The following is a 17,951-nucleotide window of genomic DNA, read 5'->3' on the forward strand; positions in this document are numbered from 1 at the left end:
TCTAGTGGTCTCTCGATGCTATTAAATCTGCGATTTCCTTGAGCAGATTTATGGTAAGTCCTGACTTTTCTAAGTAATGCTTCGCTAAGTCCAATTGTCCTTGCAGCGCTTCTTTTGCACCCTCCATTGATAATAGCTGTGGGTAGGTACTTTTATGATTTGTAGTATCACTTCCAACAGGTTTACCCAAAACTTCTGGATTACCTTCTAAATCGAGAATGTCATCTCGGATTTGAAAAGCAAGACCAAGATGATGGGCATACGCAGAAAGATTTTTAAGTTGTGTTTGATTTGCCCCTGCTATTAGTGCACCTGCAATGACGCTGTATTTTAACAGTGCACCTGTTTTATGGATATGAATATACTCAAGCTCATCAATGGTAAGAGTTTTTCCCTCTCCTTCCATATCAGCAACCTGTCCTCCAACCATTCCTTCGCAGCCAGCAGCTTTAGCCATTTCCAGCACTAATTGGAGTTTGGTTTCACTTGAGGCATTTTCGGCTGGTATACGACTGATTACCTCAAAACTATACGTTAATAATGCATCTCCAGCTAAAGTAGCAATAGCCTCCCCAAACACTTTGTGATTGGTTGGCTTACCTCTTCTTAAGTCATCGTTATCCATGCTTGGTAAATCGTCGTGGATTAATGAATAGGTGTGAATCATTTCTATTGCTGATGCTGCCAACAGCCCATCTTTAGGATTTTTCCCAAAGGCTGCTAAGGTAGCAAATACCAGTAAAGGTCGGATTCTCTTCCCGCCTGCTTCAAGGGAATAGTGCATGGCTTCTTTAATAATAGGAGGTGCTTTCAGCTTTTCCACCAAGGTTCGAAGCTCTGATTCAACCAGTTGTTTATGTTCTTGTATAAAAGCATCTAGAACGTTCGTATTCAAAGCCTACTCCTCTCCTTCTATCGTAAAGTTTTGTTTACGTCCGTCCTCCGTAATAATCTGTGTTAATTGTTCCTCAACACTTTTTAACTTATCATGACAAAGCTTGGACAGCTCCATCCCCTCTTTATAAAAGGCAATCGCCTCTTCTAATGGGACATCTCCTTCTTCAAGCTTATCTACAATAAGTTCCAGCTTATTCATCGCTTCCTCAAAGGATACTTTTTGATCATTCGTCACGGTTTTCGCTCTCCTTTACGTTCTGTACATTGCAGAGAAGGCTGCCATCTATTAATTGAATTTGAAGTGAGTCGTTCTCTTTAACTTGTTTAATACTTTTTATTAACACATTCTCTTCTGTATAGACGAGACTGTAGCCACGTTCCATAATTTTTAATGGACTTAATGCTTGAAGAGTTGAAATGATCCTTTTAAATTCTGTGCTTTTCTTCAAGATTATTTGTTCCATTGCCCGCTCGATATCCTTTTGGGAACGGTTTAATCTATTCTCTGCCTCTCGGAGAGCGCCTCTTGGATGGTTTCGCAATAAACGGTTATAAATGGTATCATGTTGTGACTTCTTCACTTCTGTCAATCTTGAAGCACCACGGACTAGCATTTCTGTTAATTTATCTACCTGTTCAAGCTTTTGTTCGTAAAGGCGATGCGGGTAGCGAAATGCATAAGATTTTTGTACACGGTCTAGTCTCTGCTTTTCAATTCGGTATCTCCCATTCATGGATTGAAGCATACGCGTTTTTCGCTGCAAAATTCTCTCCATCAATTCCTCAATATGTGGCACTGCCAGCTCTGCTGCCGCTGTTGGTGTAGGTGCTCGCATGTCAGCAACAAAATCAGCAATCGTAAAATCAGTTTCATGGCCAACAGCAGAAATAATTGGGAGTTCAGATTGATGAATAGCCCTAGCAACTACTTCCTCATTAAATGCCCATAATTCTTCAATAGAACCGCCGCCCCGTCCAATTATAAGTATATCAAGCTCATCCATCTTGTTTGCTTTTTCAATCGCCCTAGCAATGGATGGAGCTGCCTTTTCTCCTTGTACGAGGGCAGGTAACACTAGAATATTAGCAATCGGATAACGTCTTTTTATCGTTGTGATAACGTCTCTTATAGCGGCTCCTGTTGGTGATGTAATGACGCCAACCGTTTGCGGATAGCTAGGAATGGGCTTTTTATGCTCTACAGAAAATAACCCTTCAGCTTCAAGTCTTTTTCTTAACTGCTCATAGGCTAAAAATAATTCCCCAATTCCATCTGGCTGCATTTCTTTAATATAAATTTGGTATTGACCGCTTGGTTCATAGACAGAGATATCTCCTTTAACAACAACTTTCATCCCATTTTCAGGAGAAAATTTCATCGACCGTGATTGGCTCGAGAACATAACGGCAAGAATACGAGCCTTTTCATCCTTCAAAGTAAAATACATATGTCCGCTCGAGTGCTGTTTAAAGTTAGAAATTTCACCACGAACATGAACATCTTGTAAATGAGGGTCAGCATCAAATTTTCTTTTTATGTATTTTGTTAATGCGAGCACAGTTAAATACTTTTTTTCCTGCATTACAAACTCCTTATTAGAACCGCAGCGTATTTTTTGCTGATTTAAGCGTGTTATACATAAGCATAGTTATTGTCATCGGACCTACTCCTTTTGGAACTGGGGTAAGATAACCGGCTTTTTCACTTACTTCATCAAAAGCAACATCGCCGCAAAGCTTTCCTGCTTCATTCCGGTTAATCCCGACATCAATAACGACGGCGCCTTCTTTTACGTGGTCAGCTTTAATAAAGTTGGCTATACCAACTGCTGCCACAATAATATCTGCCTGGGTTGTGTGAAACTGTAAATCTTTCGTCCTTGAATGGCAATACGTAACAGTAGCATGCTGATTAAGGAATAACTGACCGACCGGCTTGCCAACAATATTGCTTCTGCCAACCACGACTACATGTTTCCCTGCAATAGGTATACCTGTTTCTTCTAATAGGACCATGATTCCAAATGGTGTACAGGGTAAGAAAGCATCCTGACCCGTCATCATTCTTCCAATATTAATGGGATGGAACCCGTCGACATCCTTTAGGGGAGAGATCGATTCTATCACTTTCGTTTCATCAATATGCTTTGGAAGTGGGAGTTGAACGAGAATACCGTGGATTGCTGGGTCTTCATTAAGGTCATCTATTTTTGTAAGTAGTTCTTCTTGGGTAGCCTCTTCTGATAATTCAATCAACACTGAGTGCATCCCAAGGTCCCGGCATGTTTTTTCTTTATTTGTTACATAGGTTCTCGAGGCATGATTATTACCCACAAGAATGACCGCAAGTCCAGGTGTCACCCCTAATTCCTTTAATTTTTGGACTTCCTCAGCAATTCCCACCTTTTTTCTCGCGGCTATTTCTTTCCCATCAATAATAATTGCTGCCATGACATTTCCCCCTATGTTGATATTTTATTATAGTTTTTCTTTTACCTTCGAAAGGAGCCCATTAATAAATCGACTAGATTGTTCATCACCGTATATTTTGGCGATTTCTATGGCTTCATCTAAAATAACATTTTCAGGAATTTCATCTCGGAAATATTTTAATTCATAAATGGCAATCCTTAATAAGTTCCTGTCAACAGTCGCTAAACGATCAATCGTCCATTTTTCAAGATTTTCCTTTATTAACGGATCAATTTCATTTTTTGTTTCAACTACACCTAAAACTAGTTTTGTTAGGTAGTCGTCTCCTGACTCCCCCTCCAAAACATGTTCAATAGCAGATGCTGGATCTGTGTTACTAACATCGATTTGAAATAGTGCTTGTAACGCTTTTTCCCTTGCTGTTCTTCTTTTCATTATACCGTTAACTCCTTTAGAGATAATAATTAATTTTTGTCAAATTTCATACATCGATTGCATGATAATATTCTGCACATAAAAGATAATAGCATAACTAAAAGCGATTCGCACTGTCAGAACCTATTTTTACTTCGTTGCAGGATACTAATAACAGTAAAAGTAAAAAAGAAGAGTTTACTATTTGGAGAGTTGACATCGGTTTCACAAAGTATACATTCTTTTTATCTTATTTTTTAGATATGATTGGATGTAGAAAGGATGTGGGATATGAGATGTGGGCTGTGCCATACAAAGGGCGAAGTGAACCACTAGTATTAATGATTTTACGAATTTTGATTAAACGGATGAAATTAACCGAAGAGGAGCATTGGTATTATTTAAATCAAGAAAAAGGGTTTCAAGGGGAGTTACAGTTTGATGTACTGACGGAGAAAATCCAACGTGACTGTCATATTTTGAATGATTTGCAGCTTGAGAGCAACAAGTCAAGTTTCCAACTTGATTCTTCCCTTATTTTTCAAGATACTTATTCCCTGTTTGAGGTGAAAAATTTTGAAGGAGAGTACCTTTATGACTCTGAATATTTTAAAACACTCGGTGGAAGAGATCTTCCAAACCCGCTAGACCAACTTAAACGAAGTAAGTTATTGCTAAGCCAGCTACTTAAATCGCTAGGAAGTAAACTTACAGTTGAGGCTTATGTTATTTTCATTAATCCCCAATTTACGTTATATCAAACTCCACCTAACCTGCCTTTTATTCTTCCAACTCAGATTGACCGTTTTATGCAAAAATTAGAGCAGAAGCCGTCGCGGCTCAATCAGGCGCATAAAAATTTAGCGGACAAACTCATTTCATTGCACCAGGTGGAGCCACCAAAAATCCAGTTGCCCACCTATACATTTGAGACGATAAAAAAAGGGTTGACCTGCTGTAAATGTGACTCCTTTTCAGTGACTATATCTGGATGGAACTTGATTTGTGGTGAATGTGGATACGATGAACTGGTAACCAGTGCAGTTATGCGCAATGTAGAGGAGTTCAAACTCCTTTTTCCAGAACAGAAAATTACAACAAACATTATTCATGAATGGTGTAGCGTAGTCGATTCAAGAAAAAGAATAAGCAGGATACTGGGAAAGAATCTTAATATAAAAGGCGTTCACCAATGGACGTATTAAGAATGAATCATAGATAAGAGATAAAATTTATCCGTTAATAGTGCGTTAATACTACATTAATTGGATGAAGGACATTTCTTTCAGTTTCTTGCTGGGGTTTGTCCTTCATACCCAGGATGAAGGACATTTCTCTTGGTTTCTTGCTGGAGTTTGTCCTTCATACCCAGGAAGAAGGACATTTCTCTCGATTTCTTGCTGGGCTTTGTCCTTCATACCCAGGATGAAGGACAAATCTGCGAATCAGCTGAAAAGTTTTGTCCTTCAAAAGAAAAAACCAAAGGATTTTCTCCTTTGGTCCGATTCTTAGATCTCTTCTTCCACTTCTGGTTCTGGCTTTTGGTTTTCAAATGAAATGCCAACAACGTGGATATTTACTGCCTCAGCCTCTAACGCTGTCATATTAAGTAATGCTTGACGGATGTTGTCTTGTATTTTTCCTGCTACAGAAGGAATGGATACCCCAAATTTCATTAGGCAGTATACATCAACTTTAATTCCCTCTTCAGATAATTCTACTTTAACACCTTTGCCATGGTTTTTCTTTCCTAATCGTTCCACCACACCAGTCGCGAAATTGCCACGCATTTGTGCGACTCCTTCGACCTCCGAAGCAGCAATACCAGCAATTACTTCAATTACTTCAGGTGCGATTTCTACTTTCCCATGTCCGCTGTTTCCTTGATTCATCTCTAATACATTATACTCGCTCATAAAGTACACCTCCAGATTTTAGATAGACTTCATCACATCATGTAACTCAAGAAACTTCGTATTGAATTGTCCCTCTACAAATTTTTCATGCTCAAGTAATTTTATATGGAACGGGATGGTCGTATGAATACCCTCGATCACAAATTCACTTAAAGCACGTTTCATTCGTGAGATTGCTTCCTCTCTGCTATTACCATATGTGATAACTTTCGCAATCATAGAATCATAATAAGGTGGAATGGTATAACCTGGGTAAGCAGCTGAATCAATTCTAACACCAAAACCGCCGGGAGGGAGATACATATTTATTTTTCCTGCTGATGGCATGAAATTCTTCTCAGGGTTCTCGGCATTAATTCGGCACTCAATTGCCCAGCCAGTAAACGTAACATCCTGCTGATTTACCGATAGTTTTTCCCCAGAAGCTACTCGGATTTGCTCCTTAATCAGATCAATACCTGTGACCATTTCAGTTATAGGATGCTCCACCTGTATCCTTGTGTTCATTTCCATAAAATAATATTTCCGATTGCGGTAGTCATATATAAATTCTACCGTTCCTGCACCTGAATAATCAACTGCTTTTGCTGCTTTTACTGCAGCATTTCCCATTTCAGCACGAATTTCTCCATCTAATGCTGGTGAAGGAGTCTCTTCTAAGAGCTTTTGAAGCCTGCGTTGAATCGAACAGTCTCTTTCTCCTAAATGAATAGTGTTTCCATAGGTGTCTGCAATTACTTGAATCTCAACATGACGGAAATCCTCAATATACTTTTCTATGTACACTCCAGGATTACCAAAAGCAGTTAAAGCCTCCCGCTGTGTAATACTAATACCCTTAATAAGTTCCTGTTCGTTTTTTGCTACGCGGATTCCTTTACCGCCCCCGCCAGCAGTTGCTTTAATGATTACTGGGTATTCAATTCTACTAACAAGCTCGAGTGCCTCATCAATATCATTTATTATACCAGTTGATCCCGGTACAATCGGAACACCCGCTTCGCGCATGGTTTCCCTAGCAATATCTTTCGTACCCATTTTCGTAATCGCTTCAGGACTTGGTCCTACGAAGGTAATATTACATTCACGGCAAAGTTCAGCAAAGTCTGCATTCTCTGCTAGGAAACCGTAGCCAGGGTGTATCGCATCGCACGCTGTTAATTTTGCCACACTTATAATATTTGTTACATTTAAATAACTATCTTTTGACAATGTCGGTCCTATGCAATAGGCTTCGTCGGCTAGTTGTACATGCAGAGCTTCACGGTCTGCTTCAGAGAAAACGGCAACGGATTCTATTCCCATTTCTCTACATGCACGAATAATTCTGACTGCAATTTCGCCTCTGTTTGCAATTAACAGTTTCTTTATCATCTGCGTTACCAGCTCCTTATTCCGGTTTTACTAAAAATAATGGCTGTCCGTATTCCACTAATTGTCCACTCTTTACAAGTACCTCAACGATTTCACCGTTAATTTCAGCCTCAATCTCATTAAATAATTTCATTGCTTCAACAATACAAACAATAGAATCCTTCGTTACAACAGAGCCTGATTTAACGTACGCATCTGCTTCAGGTGTTGGAGAAGCATAAAATGTCCCAACCATTGGGGAAGTAATTTTGTGTAAATTTGCTGTATCCACTTGAGATGCAGCAGCATTGTCTGCTGTAGTCGGTACCGCATCTTGAATAGGTGCTTCCGCTGCTACCACTTTCGGTACTGCTTGAACCACAGGAACAGCTTGAGTTGTAGCCTGTGGAGCTGATTGGACTGTAGTTACTACTGTTGTTCCAGTATTTTTTTTCATTTTAATTTTTGAACCTTCATTTTCATATACAAATTCTTCAATGCTGGATTGGTCAACCAATTTTATTAATTCACGTATTTCTTGTACTTTTAACAATCTGAACACTCCTTGTCCTGCAAAATTAAGACTAACTACTAATACTATACGCTAATACCTTGCAAAAGTTCAATATCCTTCTTCTGGTTCAGCTAAAAAAAGGAAAGCCGACGGCTTTCCTTTTAAACTTATTTAGTAGGCTGGAATTCTACAGCTACAAAGTTTGTTTCACCAATTTCCTTTTTCACCATTTTGATAATCGCATTCGCTTCGGATTTTGAAGATTCCTTTTTAGACTTTACAATAATTTTAACAGTTGGACCATCTGCTCTAACGAGGACGTCCTCATAATCCCTTGCCTTAATTAATGTTTCAAGCGTTTGTTCCTTTTGGGCAATTTCATTTAACTTTTTCATTTGATCAACTGCTTCACTTCTTTCATTTGGAGGGAGACCAGTTGTTGCCACTACATCGGTTAATTGTTCTTTTAATTCACTGCGATCATCCTGAAGCTTTAAACGAAGCGATTCAAATTCTTCATCACCAGCAACCTGTGAAATAATGGTATCGCCATCCTTCGTTTCAGTATCTGTTTTTGTTTCTTTTTGATCCGCTTTCTCTTCTTGTTTCACTGCTGCTAGTTCATTGCTTTTTTGTTCAGGTGAAGTAATGTAATAAACTGATAATACTACTACCAAACTTAACATTGTTAATAACCAAACCGTTTGTTTTTTCAATAACATTCGTAAATCCCCCTTTTATTTTTTAGGCATAACGGCAACGCGATGGCTTGGAACACCAAGCGATCGTGTTACTGCCTCAATTATCCATTTTTTAACTTGAATGTTTTCTGCACCTTTAGCGACTACCAGCACGCCACGTATATCTGGTTTAACCTCTCCAACAATAATGGGCACTTCCTTCTCCCCATCACGAATGATAACTACTTGCTGATCGGTTGAGGTCTCTTGTACCTTTCTCTCTCCACCCTCGTTGTCCTTTTCTTCCGTTGTTTGAGATTTAGTTACTGTATTTTTCTCCAGCACCTTCTTATCTGTAGAATCAATATTGACCACGACAGTTACATTATCTACTCCGAGCATTTCCTCAAGTGCTTTTGTCAGCTCTTTCTCGAATGATTCTTCGTAACTAGCAATAGTTTTATTATTTGAATCCTTTTTAAGTCCGAATGTCTCCACTTCTTCCGTTTTGCCTTGGCTGCTATTGACTGCCTGGCTCTCACTAGGAGTTGATTTGTCAGAAAATAATACATTGCCGACAATCATGAAGGCTGCACCGATACAAAGAACAAGGATCATATATTGATATTTCCCTGCCTTTTTATCGGTATTTTCACCCTTTGAAACTATGTTTTTAAGCCATGAAAATGGTCCTTTATTATTTTCCATTCTGTTTATTTATCCCCCCTTCAACCGAGACTTCAATTGCGTTTTCGGTTACATTCCATTGCTGCGAAAGAAAAGCGGCGATTTTTTCTGATTCATCTGTTAGATCGTTAGATGGAAGAGGTGTTCCCGTATTAATACTTACTGGTTTTATAGCTTCGACTGTCGTAACTACTGTTTCTGGCTGGTGCAGGCGAACTGTAACCATTTCAAGATTTTCAGGGAATGATTCTTGACTATCATCCTTGGTGGTTAGTTCAATTTTTACAATTTCCAAACCAAATTGTTCCATCAACTCCTCTTTTACACCCTTTTCAAGCTGGACAGCCATCGTTTCTAAAATATATGCATGATTGGAGGCTTGTATTTCTTTTTTCTGCAATTCTATTAAATTTTCCATATTTTTTTCTCCAGAACCTTGAAAGGAGGGGATTTGAGCCATTGCCGTTTCAAAGTCCTTTGAGATTAATTTAAAAATCGGTGTCAGAATAATGGCAATTAACAGCAGCCCCGTAACCATTTTTGTATATTTTTGCATACTAGTATTTGGAAGCAGCATATCGATAACAGTTGCCAGAAGAATAAAAAGAATAATATTAGTTACCCATTCTATTAAAAAGTCCATCACTTTCTCCCCTATCTCATCATCATTGTTAGGTTCCCGGCTGCCACAATAACGGTAATACTTAAAAAGAACATGAGAGAGACAATCCCCAGTGCAGCAAAAACATAAATAACGCTTTTGCTTATAATATCTAAACATTTAATAACGGGTCCCCCGCCTAATGGTTGTAAAATAGCGGCAGCAAATTTATAAATAAACGCAATCATTAGGATTTTTAGAGCTGGAAAAGCAACGATAATTAGTAGAATGGCTACACCTGCAATACCAACTGAATTCTTTAACAATCCTGAGGCACTGACAACCGTATCCGCGGCATCCGTAAATATTCTACCTATCACCGGGATAAAGTTACCTGTAACAAATTTCGCTGTGCGGATGGCAACTCCATCGGTAATGGCTGTGGAAGCACCTTGAACCGAGATAACCCCTAGAAAAATGGTTAAGAAAAGACCCATTAAACCGATGCTCCAATTTCTGATCAACTGAGCTAGCTGTGTTACCTTATAATGATCCGACATCGTACTGACAATACTCAGAAGCGTGGCTAAAAAGAGCAGTGGAAGTATGACATATTGCATAAACATCCCGCTTATATTCATTAAAAACAAGATAACTGGGTGAAAAAAAGCTGCTGAAATGATTCCTCCAGAAGAGGCAATTAATGCTAACAGGAGCGGAATAAGGGAGAGAACAAAGGAAATCATGCTCCCTATTGTTTCATTGGTATACTCTATGACGACATGAAAACTATTAAGAGCAAGAATGACTAAAACCATATAGACAATTGAATAGGCAACTTTACTAACCGTGCTGCTTTCAAATGCATTTTGCATCGATTGTAAAAACATACTGAATATCGTAAGAAGTATTAAAGAACCTAGCAATTTACCATTCACAACAAATTCATGGAACAAGAATTTTAGGATTCCTTGTGTCCAATCCTTGAAAGTAAATTTCTTATCACCCTTAACAAAATCATACAAACTTCCTTTTTGGCTTTCTGGGAGGAAGCCTCCATATTTCGTTTGGATATCCTCCCAATATTGTTTTAGCTCTGTTAAATCCATATTTTTAAGCTGTGCGTCAACTAATTCCTGTGGAGAAAGAGGTGTAGAGGCAAGACTCTCTTTTTCGTTAGCTTGTACACTTGTCGAAGTAAATACTAAGAATAATAGAATGATAATGGGAATAATCTGCAGCTTTTGCTTCATCATTTTTCACCTCTTGTTTTAAAAAGAAAATGACCAATTAGCTTGGAATCAGCTTGATAATTGTTTCAATCATTACGGTTAAAATTGGAATAGCCATCGCAAGTATCAACACTTTCCCAGCAAGTTCAATTTTCGATGCCACAGCACCCTGTCCTGCATCCTTAGTAATTTGAGATGCAAACTCAGCAATATAGGCAATTCCGATAATTTTTAGGATTGTCTCTACATAAACCAAATTCACATTTGCATTTACTGCCAGCCTTTCCAGCATATGAATAATTTCATAGATTTTATCGACTAAAAATAGGAAAATACTGCATCCTACAAATACAATTAAAAGGAAGGCAAAATTTGGTTTTTGTTCTTTGATTATTAAGGCAAGAAAGGTTGCGACAAGAGCCACTCCAACTATTTTAATAATTTCAATGGCAAAGCCCTCCTTTCTAATGAAACAAGAAGACTGATTTTATTTTCTGGAAAAGGTCGTCCACAATCGATGCGACTTGGAACAAAATATAAATAAAACCGAATAATGTAACCCACTGGGCATATTCCTTTTTTCCTACTTGATCTAAAACGGTATGCAAAAACGCTACGACGATTCCCACCCCAGCTATTTTAAAAATAATATCTACCTCTAAGCCCATTGCTTTTCCCCCTAAATTAATAAAATGATCAGTAATAGTCCCGAAAAGAATCCTAAGCTCTTTACCATTTTTTCGTATTTTGCTTGGTTTTCAATTGCGTCCGCTTCCTCTCTTTCGAGATGGGAAAGAGTTAGCATAATATGTTTTTGCTGGGAAATGCGATCATGCCGCCCAAGGGTTTCACCGAATTGTTTCATAATCTCAAATTCACCTTGTTTAAGTGCAGTTTGTTTCCAAACCTCTTTCAAGCTTTCTTCCCAAGCGTCCTTGACAGTTGTTTCAGTATCTGTCAGTTTCTTTGCAAAGCCCTCAAAGAATGATGATAATGGTTTTGATAATTGCGCCGCTAATCTCCTTGCAGCTTCATGCAGGGGTGTATGACCGTACATAATTTCAGCTTCTAATGATTGCAGCGCGGATCTTAATTGCCTGAGTTGTTTAGGACGTTCACTTAAATGTTTGGCAACTTCAAATCCTGTCCAAGTGGTAGCGAGAATAATAAAAATAGCACCAATTATTTTAACCATTTAGGTCACGCTCACTTTTCGACTCAGTTCTTTTCCGTTTCTATCCAAAATATGTGTAATGGTTCCCGGTCCATGAAATCTGCTTAATACAATAAATCGTTGAAATATGTTTTGTTCAATAATGGTTGTTAACGACGGTCTGTTCTTTACTTCATCCAAGCTGGAGCCATGAGTGGTCATCATTAGTTTTATCCCGGCGTGGACCGCCTCTTGAATTGCTTCAGCGTCCTCTTTACGGCCAATTTCGTCCACAACTAACACATCTGGACTCATTGAACGAATCATCATCATCATCCCCTCAGCCTTTGGACAGGAATCGAGCACATCTAGACGGTGTCCGAATGACATTTGGGGGATCCCATTTACACATCCTGCTATTTCAGAGCGCTCATCAACGATTCCTACCTTATATGCTTGGATTCCCTTTTCTAGTTTTCCCGTTGAAATAATTCGGGCCATATCTCTTAACAGCGTTGTTTTGCCTGTTTGTGGCGGTCCAATTATCATCGTATGCATCCAAGAGTCTTTGAAAATAAAAGGAGTAATCTTTTCGGCAATCCCAATCTTCTCTTTGGCAATTCGGATGTTAAAAGAAGCAATATCCCGTATCGCCTTTACCTTTCCATCTTCAAGGATTACTTTACCTGCAAGACCAATGCGATGACCTCCTGAAACAGTGATATACCCACGCTTTAACTCTTCCTCTAATGTATAGATGGAGAATTGGCTGATCTTGTTCATTAAATGGAAAGCATCTTCTTGCCGAATAATATACGATAGAAATCTTGGAGCTCCTTTTAGGGTAATTTCTATTGGTCGGCTGATGCGAATTCGGATTTCTTCCAATTCTTCTTTTTGATTAGGAGGGAGTTTGTTAATTAGATCGGCAATGTTTTTTGGTAAGAATTTTAGGATCGTTTCCACATTCGTTCCTCCTTACGAGTTGCTTGTCTCATTAATTAAAATGTATGCCTTTCGATACGCAATATGACTTTGAAAATTTCAATTCTTTCAAAATACTCTAATATTCTATTTTTCTAGCAGAGTTAGTAGAATGAAACTAAGCCAAATAATAAGGGGGAAACATCCATGTACAATCCGAATGCGGGCGAACGTAACAACTTGCCGAAGAGGAATCATTTAATAAAAGTGAATGGTGAAGGGGAAATTGCCGTTCAGCCTGATACAGCAACTGTTAATCTTGGAGTAGTGACGGAAAGTAAAGAACTAATGGATGCACAGCAGCAGAATTCAATCATTGCAAACAAGATCATTAATGCCCTAATTGCCTTAGGGATTGATAAAAATCAGATACAGACGGTTGATTATCGCATCGAACCTGACTATGACTTTTCTTCTGGACAACAGATTTTTCGCGGTCATAAAATCACACATATTTTACAGGTGAAAATTGACGATTTATCTACTATTGGAAAGGTAGTAGATACTGCTGTGGAGAACGGAGCCAACTCTGTTGCTCATGTTCAATTTACTTCAAGGTATAAGGAAGCTTATTACCAACAAGCACTAGTTATGGCGTTAAACAATGCAAACAACAAGGCGCAAACCATCGCCACCACTTTACGAGTGACATTAAATCCTACCCCGATCCTTGTCGTGGAGGGTGGAGCTACGATTCAACCATTTGAGAGCCATCAAGTGGCGTTTGCTAAAGGAGCAAGCTCAACACCCATTCAACCGGGTCAGCTCCTTATCCGAGCAAATGTTTCAACAGAGTATAAATATAGTTCAATAAATGGGTAAAAAAAAAGGATTGAACCATGATGAGTGGCTCAATCCTTTTACATTTACTTTTGATCGTATTTCTTAACCATTCCGTAAAGTTGTGCGGAGGTTACTGGCCCGTTGTAGTGTTCTCTTATAACGCCTTGTCTATCAATAACAAATGTTTCTGGCTGCCCTGTAACATTATACTTTTTGGCAACTTTAGAATTGTAATCAAATACGTAAACAGCAGGTGTATTATATTTTTCAAGGAATTTTTTTACACGGTCCTTTGTTTCACCCTTATTAATCATGATTAATCTGTATTTATCACCGTAGTCCTTTGCGAATGCCTCTAGTTCTGGAGCTTCATCTACACATGGTTTACACCATGATGCAAAATAATTCAAGATGATTATTTCTCCCTTGTAATCAGAAAGCTTCGTATCCGTACCATCTAAGTTTGGAAGCTCAAAATTATAAGCCTGATCACCAACATCAGTATTATCACCTTTGCTTGCCAAACTATATCCGAAAAAGCCAAACATTCCAATCAAGAGAAACAATACGAGTAAGTTAATGACTCGTCTGTTCATAGTGCTACCTCCTAACAACCGCTTATTTATCCAGTTGTTTTAAGAATTCTATATCTTTCTTAAGGCTGTTATGACGTTTTCCGATAAGAAGCATATAACCAAAAATGATTACCCAAACGACTGAATAAGCTCCATACATGAATCCCATAATAAATTCCTCCTAGTTTTCTAATCTTTCGCGTAATTTTTCTTTATAGTGACCTACTTTGATTTTCATATTTTCAAATGAAACACCCTTGTGAAGGAGGTATGCATACAGGATGGTAAATGCCGCAATTGTAATCAATAAGGCAACAAGCATACTTGGAGCAATTCCTCCTCCTTCTTGTGAAGGGCCATCTCCAAAAACGATTGGATGGAATTTGGATTGCCACCAGCGAATGGCAAAGAATACAATTGGTACATCAGCGAATCCGATAATTCCAAAAACAGCAGCTAATCTAGCTTTTTTGTCCCAAACGCCATCCATTTGGCGAACCATTAGGTAAGCCATATAAAGGAAGAATAGAATCAATGTTGTGGTTAAGCGTGGTTCCCAAGCCCACCATGTATTCCAAGAAGATTTTGCCCAGATTGGACCTGTTGTTAATACGATAGCAGTAAAAACCACACCGATCTCTGCAGATACATAGGCATAGGTGTCATAAATCCGTTTGCGCTTTATTAAAAATAAGATACTGAAAATAAATGTCACAAAGAATGCTAAAAAGGCAACCCACGCTGATGGAACATGCATATAAAATATCTTTTGTACGACACCCATGGTCTTTTCAACCTCTGCATACATGAAAATAAAGTAAAATGCTACTAGCATGGATACTACCATTCCAGTGTATAAAACTTTCGTAAGCATAGATGTTTTGACTTGGACTACTTCTTCAATAGGAAGGGTCGTTTTTTCTCTTTCGAGATTCATACTCATTTTTTAAACCTCCAGGACATACTCAATTAGGATAAAACAAAGAACAAAGAAGATTACGTCATAGGCTGCAACCAATTGCATCCAAGCAATAGCGTTCGGTAATTTTTCCATATTTGTTAAGATAATTTTTGTCGCTTGCGTAACTCCAATTAAGACAGGACTTGTCATTGGGAATAGGAGAAGCGGTAATAACATTTCACTGCTCTTTGAATTGGAAGCAAGAGCAGCCAAAAAGGTGCCAATGGCGATGAAGCCAAAACTACCGACAAATAGCACTAAAATGAAATACAAAATACTTCCAGTCAGTTTAAAATCAAACAATAGAAACAGAAACGGTATTGCAACAATCTCTACTATTATTATCATCGAGAAGTTTGCCATGAATTTTCCTAAATAGATGCTGGATGCATCCATTGGAGCAACCAATAACCCATGCATCGTATCATTTCGTTGTTCAGACACTAAAGAACGGTTAAGTCCCAAAATTCCTGAAAAAACAATGATGATCCAGACAGCGCCGGGTATAACTGCTTTTGTCGTATTGTTTGCCGGATCAAAAGCAAAGCTAAGTACTAATATAACTAAACCAGCAAAAATGATCATCGTTCCCAAAACTTGCTTCGTTCTTAATTCTGAATAGATATCTTTTTTGGCAATTGTGAGGGCTGCTCTTAACATTATGATACTCCCTCCACTAAAACCTGGTATTTTTCTGAAACTAAACCTAACGAATGTTTGTTAATTTTAAAGTCATCTGCAATCTTGCCATTTTTCACAATGACAATTCGATCACAGATTTCTGCTGCTTGTTTGAAATCATGTGTGACCATTAATGTTGTACACCCTTTCTCTTTCATAGAGAGGACAACATTATTTAGGATATTAATGGCACCTTGATCCAAGCCTGTATGTGGTTCATCAAGCAGCATAACTTTCGGATCATGAATGATCGCTCTTGCTATCGCAATCCTCTGAATCATCCCACGAGAGAAATTCTTTACAGGTTCATTGATAAAGAATGAGAGACCCACTTCTTTTACAAGTTGCCTTGCTTTATTTTCAACATCCTTGACGCCGTATAAATTTCCAAAGAAAACTAGATTTTCTAATGGAGTATAGTGATCATAAAGCAAACTGGAATGAGGTAAATATCCAAACAATTTTTTTACTTCAATATGGTCTTTTTTCAAATCCAATCCGTTAATCGTTACAAGTCCTGATGTAGGCTTAATTAAGGTTGCCAGCACTTTTAGCAGAGTACTCTTTCCAGCACCATTTGGACCGAGAATAGCAACCGTTTCACCTTGTTTTATTGATAGGTCTACACCTCGTAGGATTAACTTATTGTCGGCTTGCTTTGTAAGCTTTTTTATTTCAATCATCATGTATCCCTCGCATTCCGACTGTTACTCTACAAATTGGCGTAAGTTCATTTTTACTTGTACTAAATGCTGCTTATATGCTGCCAATTTATTTTGATAATCCTCTTCAGACATGTTTCCATCACTGAAATTTTCTTCAAGCTCGAGAATCTTATCCATTATAGCCTTTTGCTTAGCCATGAGATTTTTAAATGCACTTTCTTCTTTATCAGCACCAAGCCTTTTCTCTTCTGCCCTTGCCTTCATCCTAAAGTAACCAAAATAGGATAGGGCTGCGATAATAATGGCAGACATGACAATTAAGAAGACATGCGGATCAAAGGTTCTTAAAGGGGATTGTGCCCACATCCGAAGATGGCCAGGATTATGAAACGCAGGTGCTGTTTTGGTTACATTTGTATTCGCTTTTCCTGCGCCCAGTTCTGAAGAGCCTTTGGTTTCACTCGCTGCTGGCTGTTTATCTTTGTCATAAATCATCGTAAAGGATTGTTTGGCCTCGATTCCTTCCACGCTATAGCCCTGATAATTTTGATCATCCATTTTGAAAAGACCTTGATTAGTAGCAGTTACATTTTTAAATTCGATACTTCCCATTCCCTCTGGAACAAGAATTTGCATTGCCTGTACAGGGTAATCAAAGCTTAAATTAATTTCCTCGCCCTTCGCCATTCTATAGCTATATGGCAAAACCAATGTTTGATTTGCCGGTATAGGATCTGTAGTGATAAATCCTGTATCCACTTGTTTTTGAGCTGTTTTGTTATCTAAAAAAGAAAATCCTGTTGCGCCTTTGGGTATTGTAACATTCAGTACTGCTTCGCCGGTGCCGTCGCCTTTATATTCCTCTGCTGTAGTATTGGTGAAGTTCACCATATTCATCATATTGGTTGACCCATCTTCTGAAGGACTAACGACTAGATAGTGCATATCGATTGAGATCGGAGATTCTGCAGCTGCCATTCCATTGAATGGAATGAACAGCAGCAGTCCGAGGAGGAGTACTGTGATTTTTTTGATCACTTTCCTTCCCCCTTTTTATTTTTATAACTATTCATAGTAGCTTCTATTTCACTTTCAATTTCTGCCATTAAATCCTTATCAATGGTCGTCCCTGACATTTGCTCTTCTTCATCCTTCATGATGCTGACAACTTGAGATTCATATTGTTTCTTAAGATTTTTGTAATCAGCGTGTGAAATTTTATCCATCTTATACTCAAACTCTAATTCGTTAAGAGTAGATAAAAGCACTTCTTTGTTTGATGCAGCATCTTGCCCCTTGCTCGCGAAACTTAAATAGGAATCAAAAGAAAAGAATGGTGCCAGAACCAGAAATAAACAAATTAGCACAAGTGCAGCAGTAAATATCATTGATATGACCGAGATTTCTTGCATTATGTTCACA

The 17,951-nt window shown here is 38.4% G+C and carries 25 protein-coding genes; 2 read left to right on the forward strand and 23 right to left on the reverse strand.

What is annotated here, in order from left to right; translation table 11 throughout:
* Position 1: 1 nt before the first annotated feature.
* From BLR86_RS03435 to nusB, 5 genes are read right to left on the reverse strand one after another with little or no spacing between them, the layout of a single operon-like run.
* Positions 2–895 (reverse strand): polyprenyl synthetase family protein, encoded by an 894-nt coding sequence (locus tag BLR86_RS03435; RefSeq protein ID WP_090758331.1) that lies wholly within the window; start codon positions 893–895, stop codon positions 2–4.
* 3 nt (positions 896–898) lie between these two features.
* A complete protein-coding gene (locus tag BLR86_RS03440; RefSeq protein ID WP_090758333.1) occupies positions 899–1,132 on the reverse strand; it encodes an exodeoxyribonuclease VII small subunit in 234 nt (77 codons plus the stop codon).
* Positions 1,122–2,480 (reverse strand): exodeoxyribonuclease VII large subunit, encoded by a 1,359-nt coding sequence (gene xseA, locus BLR86_RS03445; protein ID WP_090758335.1) that lies wholly within the window; start codon positions 2,478–2,480, stop codon positions 1,122–1,124. Before xseA ends, BLR86_RS03440 begins: the two co-directional genes overlap by 11 nt.
* A gap of 13 nt (positions 2,481–2,493) precedes the next feature.
* Entirely contained in the window at positions 2,494–3,348 is an 855-nt protein-coding gene (gene folD, locus BLR86_RS03450; RefSeq protein WP_090758337.1) for a bifunctional methylenetetrahydrofolate dehydrogenase/methenyltetrahydrofolate cyclohydrolase FolD, read from the reverse strand.
* A 27-nt stretch (positions 3,349–3,375) separates the two neighbouring features.
* The gene (gene nusB, locus BLR86_RS03455) at positions 3,376–3,765 is read right to left on the reverse strand and encodes a transcription antitermination factor NusB (protein WP_090758338.1); all 390 of its coding nucleotides are present in this window, start codon (positions 3,763–3,765) and stop codon (positions 3,376–3,378) included.
* Positions 3,766–3,902: 137 nt separating this feature from the next.
* Here nusB and BLR86_RS03460 point away from each other — a divergent pair, with 137 nt between their 5' ends.
* Positions 3,903–4,949 (forward strand): nuclease-related domain-containing protein, encoded by a 1,047-nt coding sequence (locus tag BLR86_RS03460; protein ID WP_254782224.1) that lies wholly within the window; start codon positions 3,903–3,905, stop codon positions 4,947–4,949.
* A gap of 303 nt (positions 4,950–5,252) precedes the next feature.
* On the opposite strand, the gene BLR86_RS03465 is transcribed toward BLR86_RS03460, so the two are convergent.
* From BLR86_RS03465 to spoIIIAA, 11 genes are all read right to left on the reverse strand, one after another.
* On the reverse strand, positions 5,253–5,660 hold the full coding sequence (locus BLR86_RS03465) for an Asp23/Gls24 family envelope stress response protein (RefSeq protein ID WP_090758340.1): 408 nt from the start codon (positions 5,658–5,660) through the stop codon (positions 5,253–5,255).
* A gap of 18 nt (positions 5,661–5,678) precedes the next feature.
* The gene (gene accC / locus BLR86_RS03470) at positions 5,679–7,034 is read right to left on the reverse strand and encodes an acetyl-CoA carboxylase biotin carboxylase subunit (RefSeq protein WP_090758342.1); all 1,356 of its coding nucleotides are present in this window, start codon (positions 7,032–7,034) and stop codon (positions 5,679–5,681) included.
* A gap of 16 nt (positions 7,035–7,050) precedes the next feature.
* The gene (gene accB, locus BLR86_RS03475; protein WP_090758344.1) at positions 7,051–7,566 is read right to left on the reverse strand and encodes an acetyl-CoA carboxylase biotin carboxyl carrier protein; all 516 of its coding nucleotides are present in this window, start codon (positions 7,564–7,566) and stop codon (positions 7,051–7,053) included.
* A gap of 128 nt (positions 7,567–7,694) precedes the next feature.
* Positions 7,695–8,249 carry a SpoIIIAH-like family protein gene (locus BLR86_RS03480; protein WP_090758346.1) on the reverse strand — a complete coding sequence of 185 codons (555 nt, stop codon included), beginning with the start codon at positions 8,247–8,249 and terminating at the stop codon, positions 7,695–7,697.
* Positions 8,250–8,264: 15 nt separating this feature from the next.
* Positions 8,265–8,915: a stage III sporulation protein AG gene (gene spoIIIAG, locus BLR86_RS03485; RefSeq protein ID WP_090758348.1), complete on the reverse strand. Its 651-nt coding sequence runs from the start codon at positions 8,913–8,915 to the stop codon at positions 8,265–8,267.
* The gene (gene spoIIIAF / locus BLR86_RS03490) at positions 8,905–9,537 is read right to left on the reverse strand and encodes a stage III sporulation protein AF (protein ID WP_090758350.1); all 633 of its coding nucleotides are present in this window, start codon (positions 9,535–9,537) and stop codon (positions 8,905–8,907) included. Before spoIIIAF ends, spoIIIAG begins: the two co-directional genes overlap by 11 nt.
* 11 nt (positions 9,538–9,548) lie before the next feature.
* Positions 9,549–10,748 (reverse strand): stage III sporulation protein AE, encoded by a 1,200-nt coding sequence (gene spoIIIAE / locus BLR86_RS03495; RefSeq protein ID WP_090759413.1) that lies wholly within the window; start codon positions 10,746–10,748, stop codon positions 9,549–9,551.
* 37 nt (positions 10,749–10,785) lie between these two features.
* Positions 10,786–11,175 (reverse strand): stage III sporulation protein AD, encoded by a 390-nt coding sequence (spoIIIAD, locus tag BLR86_RS03500; protein WP_175492795.1) that lies wholly within the window; start codon positions 11,173–11,175, stop codon positions 10,786–10,788.
* Positions 11,176–11,191: 16 nt separating this feature from the next.
* Complete coding sequence (gene spoIIIAC / locus BLR86_RS03505) at positions 11,192–11,395, reverse strand: stage III sporulation protein AC (protein WP_090758354.1); 204 nt, start codon at positions 11,393–11,395, stop codon at positions 11,192–11,194.
* A gap of 11 nt (positions 11,396–11,406) precedes the next feature.
* Positions 11,407–11,922 carry a stage III sporulation protein SpoIIIAB gene (gene spoIIIAB / locus BLR86_RS03510; protein WP_090758356.1) on the reverse strand — a complete coding sequence of 172 codons (516 nt, stop codon included), beginning with the start codon at positions 11,920–11,922 and terminating at the stop codon, positions 11,407–11,409.
* Complete coding sequence (gene spoIIIAA, locus BLR86_RS03515; RefSeq protein WP_090758358.1) at positions 11,923–12,846, reverse strand: stage III sporulation protein AA; 924 nt, start codon at positions 12,844–12,846, stop codon at positions 11,923–11,925.
* 165 nt (positions 12,847–13,011) lie between these two features.
* Between spoIIIAA and BLR86_RS03520 the strand changes: the two genes are divergently transcribed.
* Positions 13,012–13,686, forward strand: a complete 675-nt coding sequence (locus tag BLR86_RS03520) for an SIMPL domain-containing protein (RefSeq protein ID WP_090758360.1) — start codon at positions 13,012–13,014, stop codon at positions 13,684–13,686.
* A gap of 44 nt (positions 13,687–13,730) precedes the next feature.
* Here BLR86_RS03520 and BLR86_RS03525 read toward each other — a convergent pair whose 3' ends face one another.
* Genes BLR86_RS03525 through BLR86_RS03555 form a run of 7 tightly spaced genes read right to left on the reverse strand, consistent with a single transcriptional unit; the run spans position 13,731 to position 17,941 of the window.
* Positions 13,731–14,243: a TlpA family protein disulfide reductase gene (locus BLR86_RS03525; protein WP_090758362.1), complete on the reverse strand. Its 513-nt coding sequence runs from the start codon at positions 14,241–14,243 to the stop codon at positions 13,731–13,733.
* Positions 14,244–14,265: 22 nt separating this feature from the next.
* On the reverse strand, positions 14,266–14,391 hold the full coding sequence (locus BLR86_RS03530) for a CcmD family protein (protein ID WP_090758365.1): 126 nt from the start codon (positions 14,389–14,391) through the stop codon (positions 14,266–14,268).
* A gap of 12 nt (positions 14,392–14,403) precedes the next feature.
* Positions 14,404–15,165, reverse strand: a complete 762-nt coding sequence (locus BLR86_RS03535; RefSeq protein ID WP_090758367.1) for a cytochrome c biogenesis protein — start codon at positions 15,163–15,165, stop codon at positions 14,404–14,406.
* Between the two features lie 3 nt (positions 15,166–15,168).
* The gene (locus BLR86_RS03540; RefSeq protein ID WP_090758369.1) at positions 15,169–15,843 is read right to left on the reverse strand and encodes a heme exporter protein CcmB; all 675 of its coding nucleotides are present in this window, start codon (positions 15,841–15,843) and stop codon (positions 15,169–15,171) included.
* On the reverse strand, positions 15,843–16,550 hold the full coding sequence (locus BLR86_RS03545; RefSeq protein ID WP_254782225.1) for an ABC transporter ATP-binding protein: 708 nt from the start codon (positions 16,548–16,550) through the stop codon (positions 15,843–15,845). The genes BLR86_RS03540 and BLR86_RS03545 overlap by 1 nt, the downstream gene beginning before the upstream one ends.
* Before the next feature lie 21 nt (positions 16,551–16,571).
* Positions 16,572–17,567, reverse strand: coding sequence for a hypothetical protein (locus BLR86_RS03550; protein WP_090758373.1), 996 nt, complete (start codon positions 17,565–17,567; stop codon positions 16,572–16,574).
* Positions 17,564–17,941, reverse strand: coding sequence for a hypothetical protein (locus tag BLR86_RS03555; RefSeq protein WP_090758375.1), 378 nt, complete (start codon positions 17,939–17,941; stop codon positions 17,564–17,566). Before BLR86_RS03555 ends, BLR86_RS03550 begins: the two co-directional genes overlap by 4 nt.
* Between the last annotated feature and the right edge of the window lie 10 nt (positions 17,942–17,951).

Origin of the sequence: Bacillus sp. OK048, from assembly GCF_900103525.1 — a bacterium.
Lineage (GTDB): Bacteria > Bacillota > Bacilli > Bacillales > Cytobacillaceae > Neobacillus.

Bases quoted from the DNA above. Each gene is read 5' to 3' on its own strand.
- BLR86_RS03525 (WP_090758362.1), bottom strand. From the start codon at position 14,243: ATGAACAGACGAGTCATTAACTTACTCGTATTGTTTCTCTTGATTGGA.
- BLR86_RS03480 (WP_090758346.1), bottom strand. From the start codon at position 8,249: ATGTTATTGAAAAAACAAACGGTTTGGTTATTAACAATGTTAAGTTTG.
- spoIIIAG (WP_090758348.1), bottom strand. From the start codon at position 8,915: ATGGAAAATAATAAAGGACCATTTTCATGGCTTAAAAACATAGTTTCA.
- BLR86_RS03555 (WP_090758375.1), bottom strand. From the start codon at position 17,941: ATGCAAGAAATCTCGGTCATATCAATGATATTTACTGCTGCACTTGTG.
- folD (WP_090758337.1), bottom strand. From the start codon at position 3,348: ATGGCAGCAATTATTATTGATGGGAAAGAAATAGCCGCGAGAAAAAAG.
- BLR86_RS03540 (WP_090758369.1), bottom strand. From the start codon at position 15,843: ATGTTAAGAGCAGCCCTCACAATTGCCAAAAAAGATATCTATTCAGAA.
- nusB (WP_090758338.1), bottom strand. From the start codon at position 3,765: ATGAAAAGAAGAACAGCAAGGGAAAAAGCGTTACAAGCACTATTTCAA.
- accC (WP_090758342.1), bottom strand. From the start codon at position 7,034: ATGATAAAGAAACTGTTAATTGCAAACAGAGGCGAAATTGCAGTCAGA.
- BLR86_RS03530 (WP_090758365.1), bottom strand. From the start codon at position 14,391: ATGGGATTCATGTATGGAGCTTATTCAGTCGTTTGGGTAATCATTTTT.
- spoIIIAB (WP_090758356.1), bottom strand. From the start codon at position 11,922: ATGGTTAAAATAATTGGTGCTATTTTTATTATTCTCGCTACCACTTGG.
- spoIIIAE (WP_090759413.1), bottom strand. From the start codon at position 10,748: ATGAAGCAAAAGCTGCAGATTATTCCCATTATCATTCTATTATTCTTA.
- BLR86_RS03465 (WP_090758340.1), bottom strand. From the start codon at position 5,660: ATGAGCGAGTATAATGTATTAGAGATGAATCAAGGAAACAGCGGACAT.
- spoIIIAC (WP_090758354.1), bottom strand. From the start codon at position 11,395: ATGGGCTTAGAGGTAGATATTATTTTTAAAATAGCTGGGGTGGGAATC.
- xseA (WP_090758335.1), bottom strand. From the start codon at position 2,480: ATGCAGGAAAAAAAGTATTTAACTGTGCTCGCATTAACAAAATACATA.
- BLR86_RS03545 (WP_254782225.1), bottom strand. From the start codon at position 16,550: ATGATGATTGAAATAAAAAAGCTTACAAAGCAAGCCGACAATAAGTTA.
- spoIIIAF (WP_090758350.1), bottom strand. From the start codon at position 9,537: ATGGACTTTTTAATAGAATGGGTAACTAATATTATTCTTTTTATTCTT.
- BLR86_RS03520 (WP_090758360.1), top strand. From the start codon at position 13,012: ATGTACAATCCGAATGCGGGCGAACGTAACAACTTGCCGAAGAGGAAT.
- BLR86_RS03535 (WP_090758367.1), bottom strand. From the start codon at position 15,165: ATGAGTATGAATCTCGAAAGAGAAAAAACGACCCTTCCTATTGAAGAA.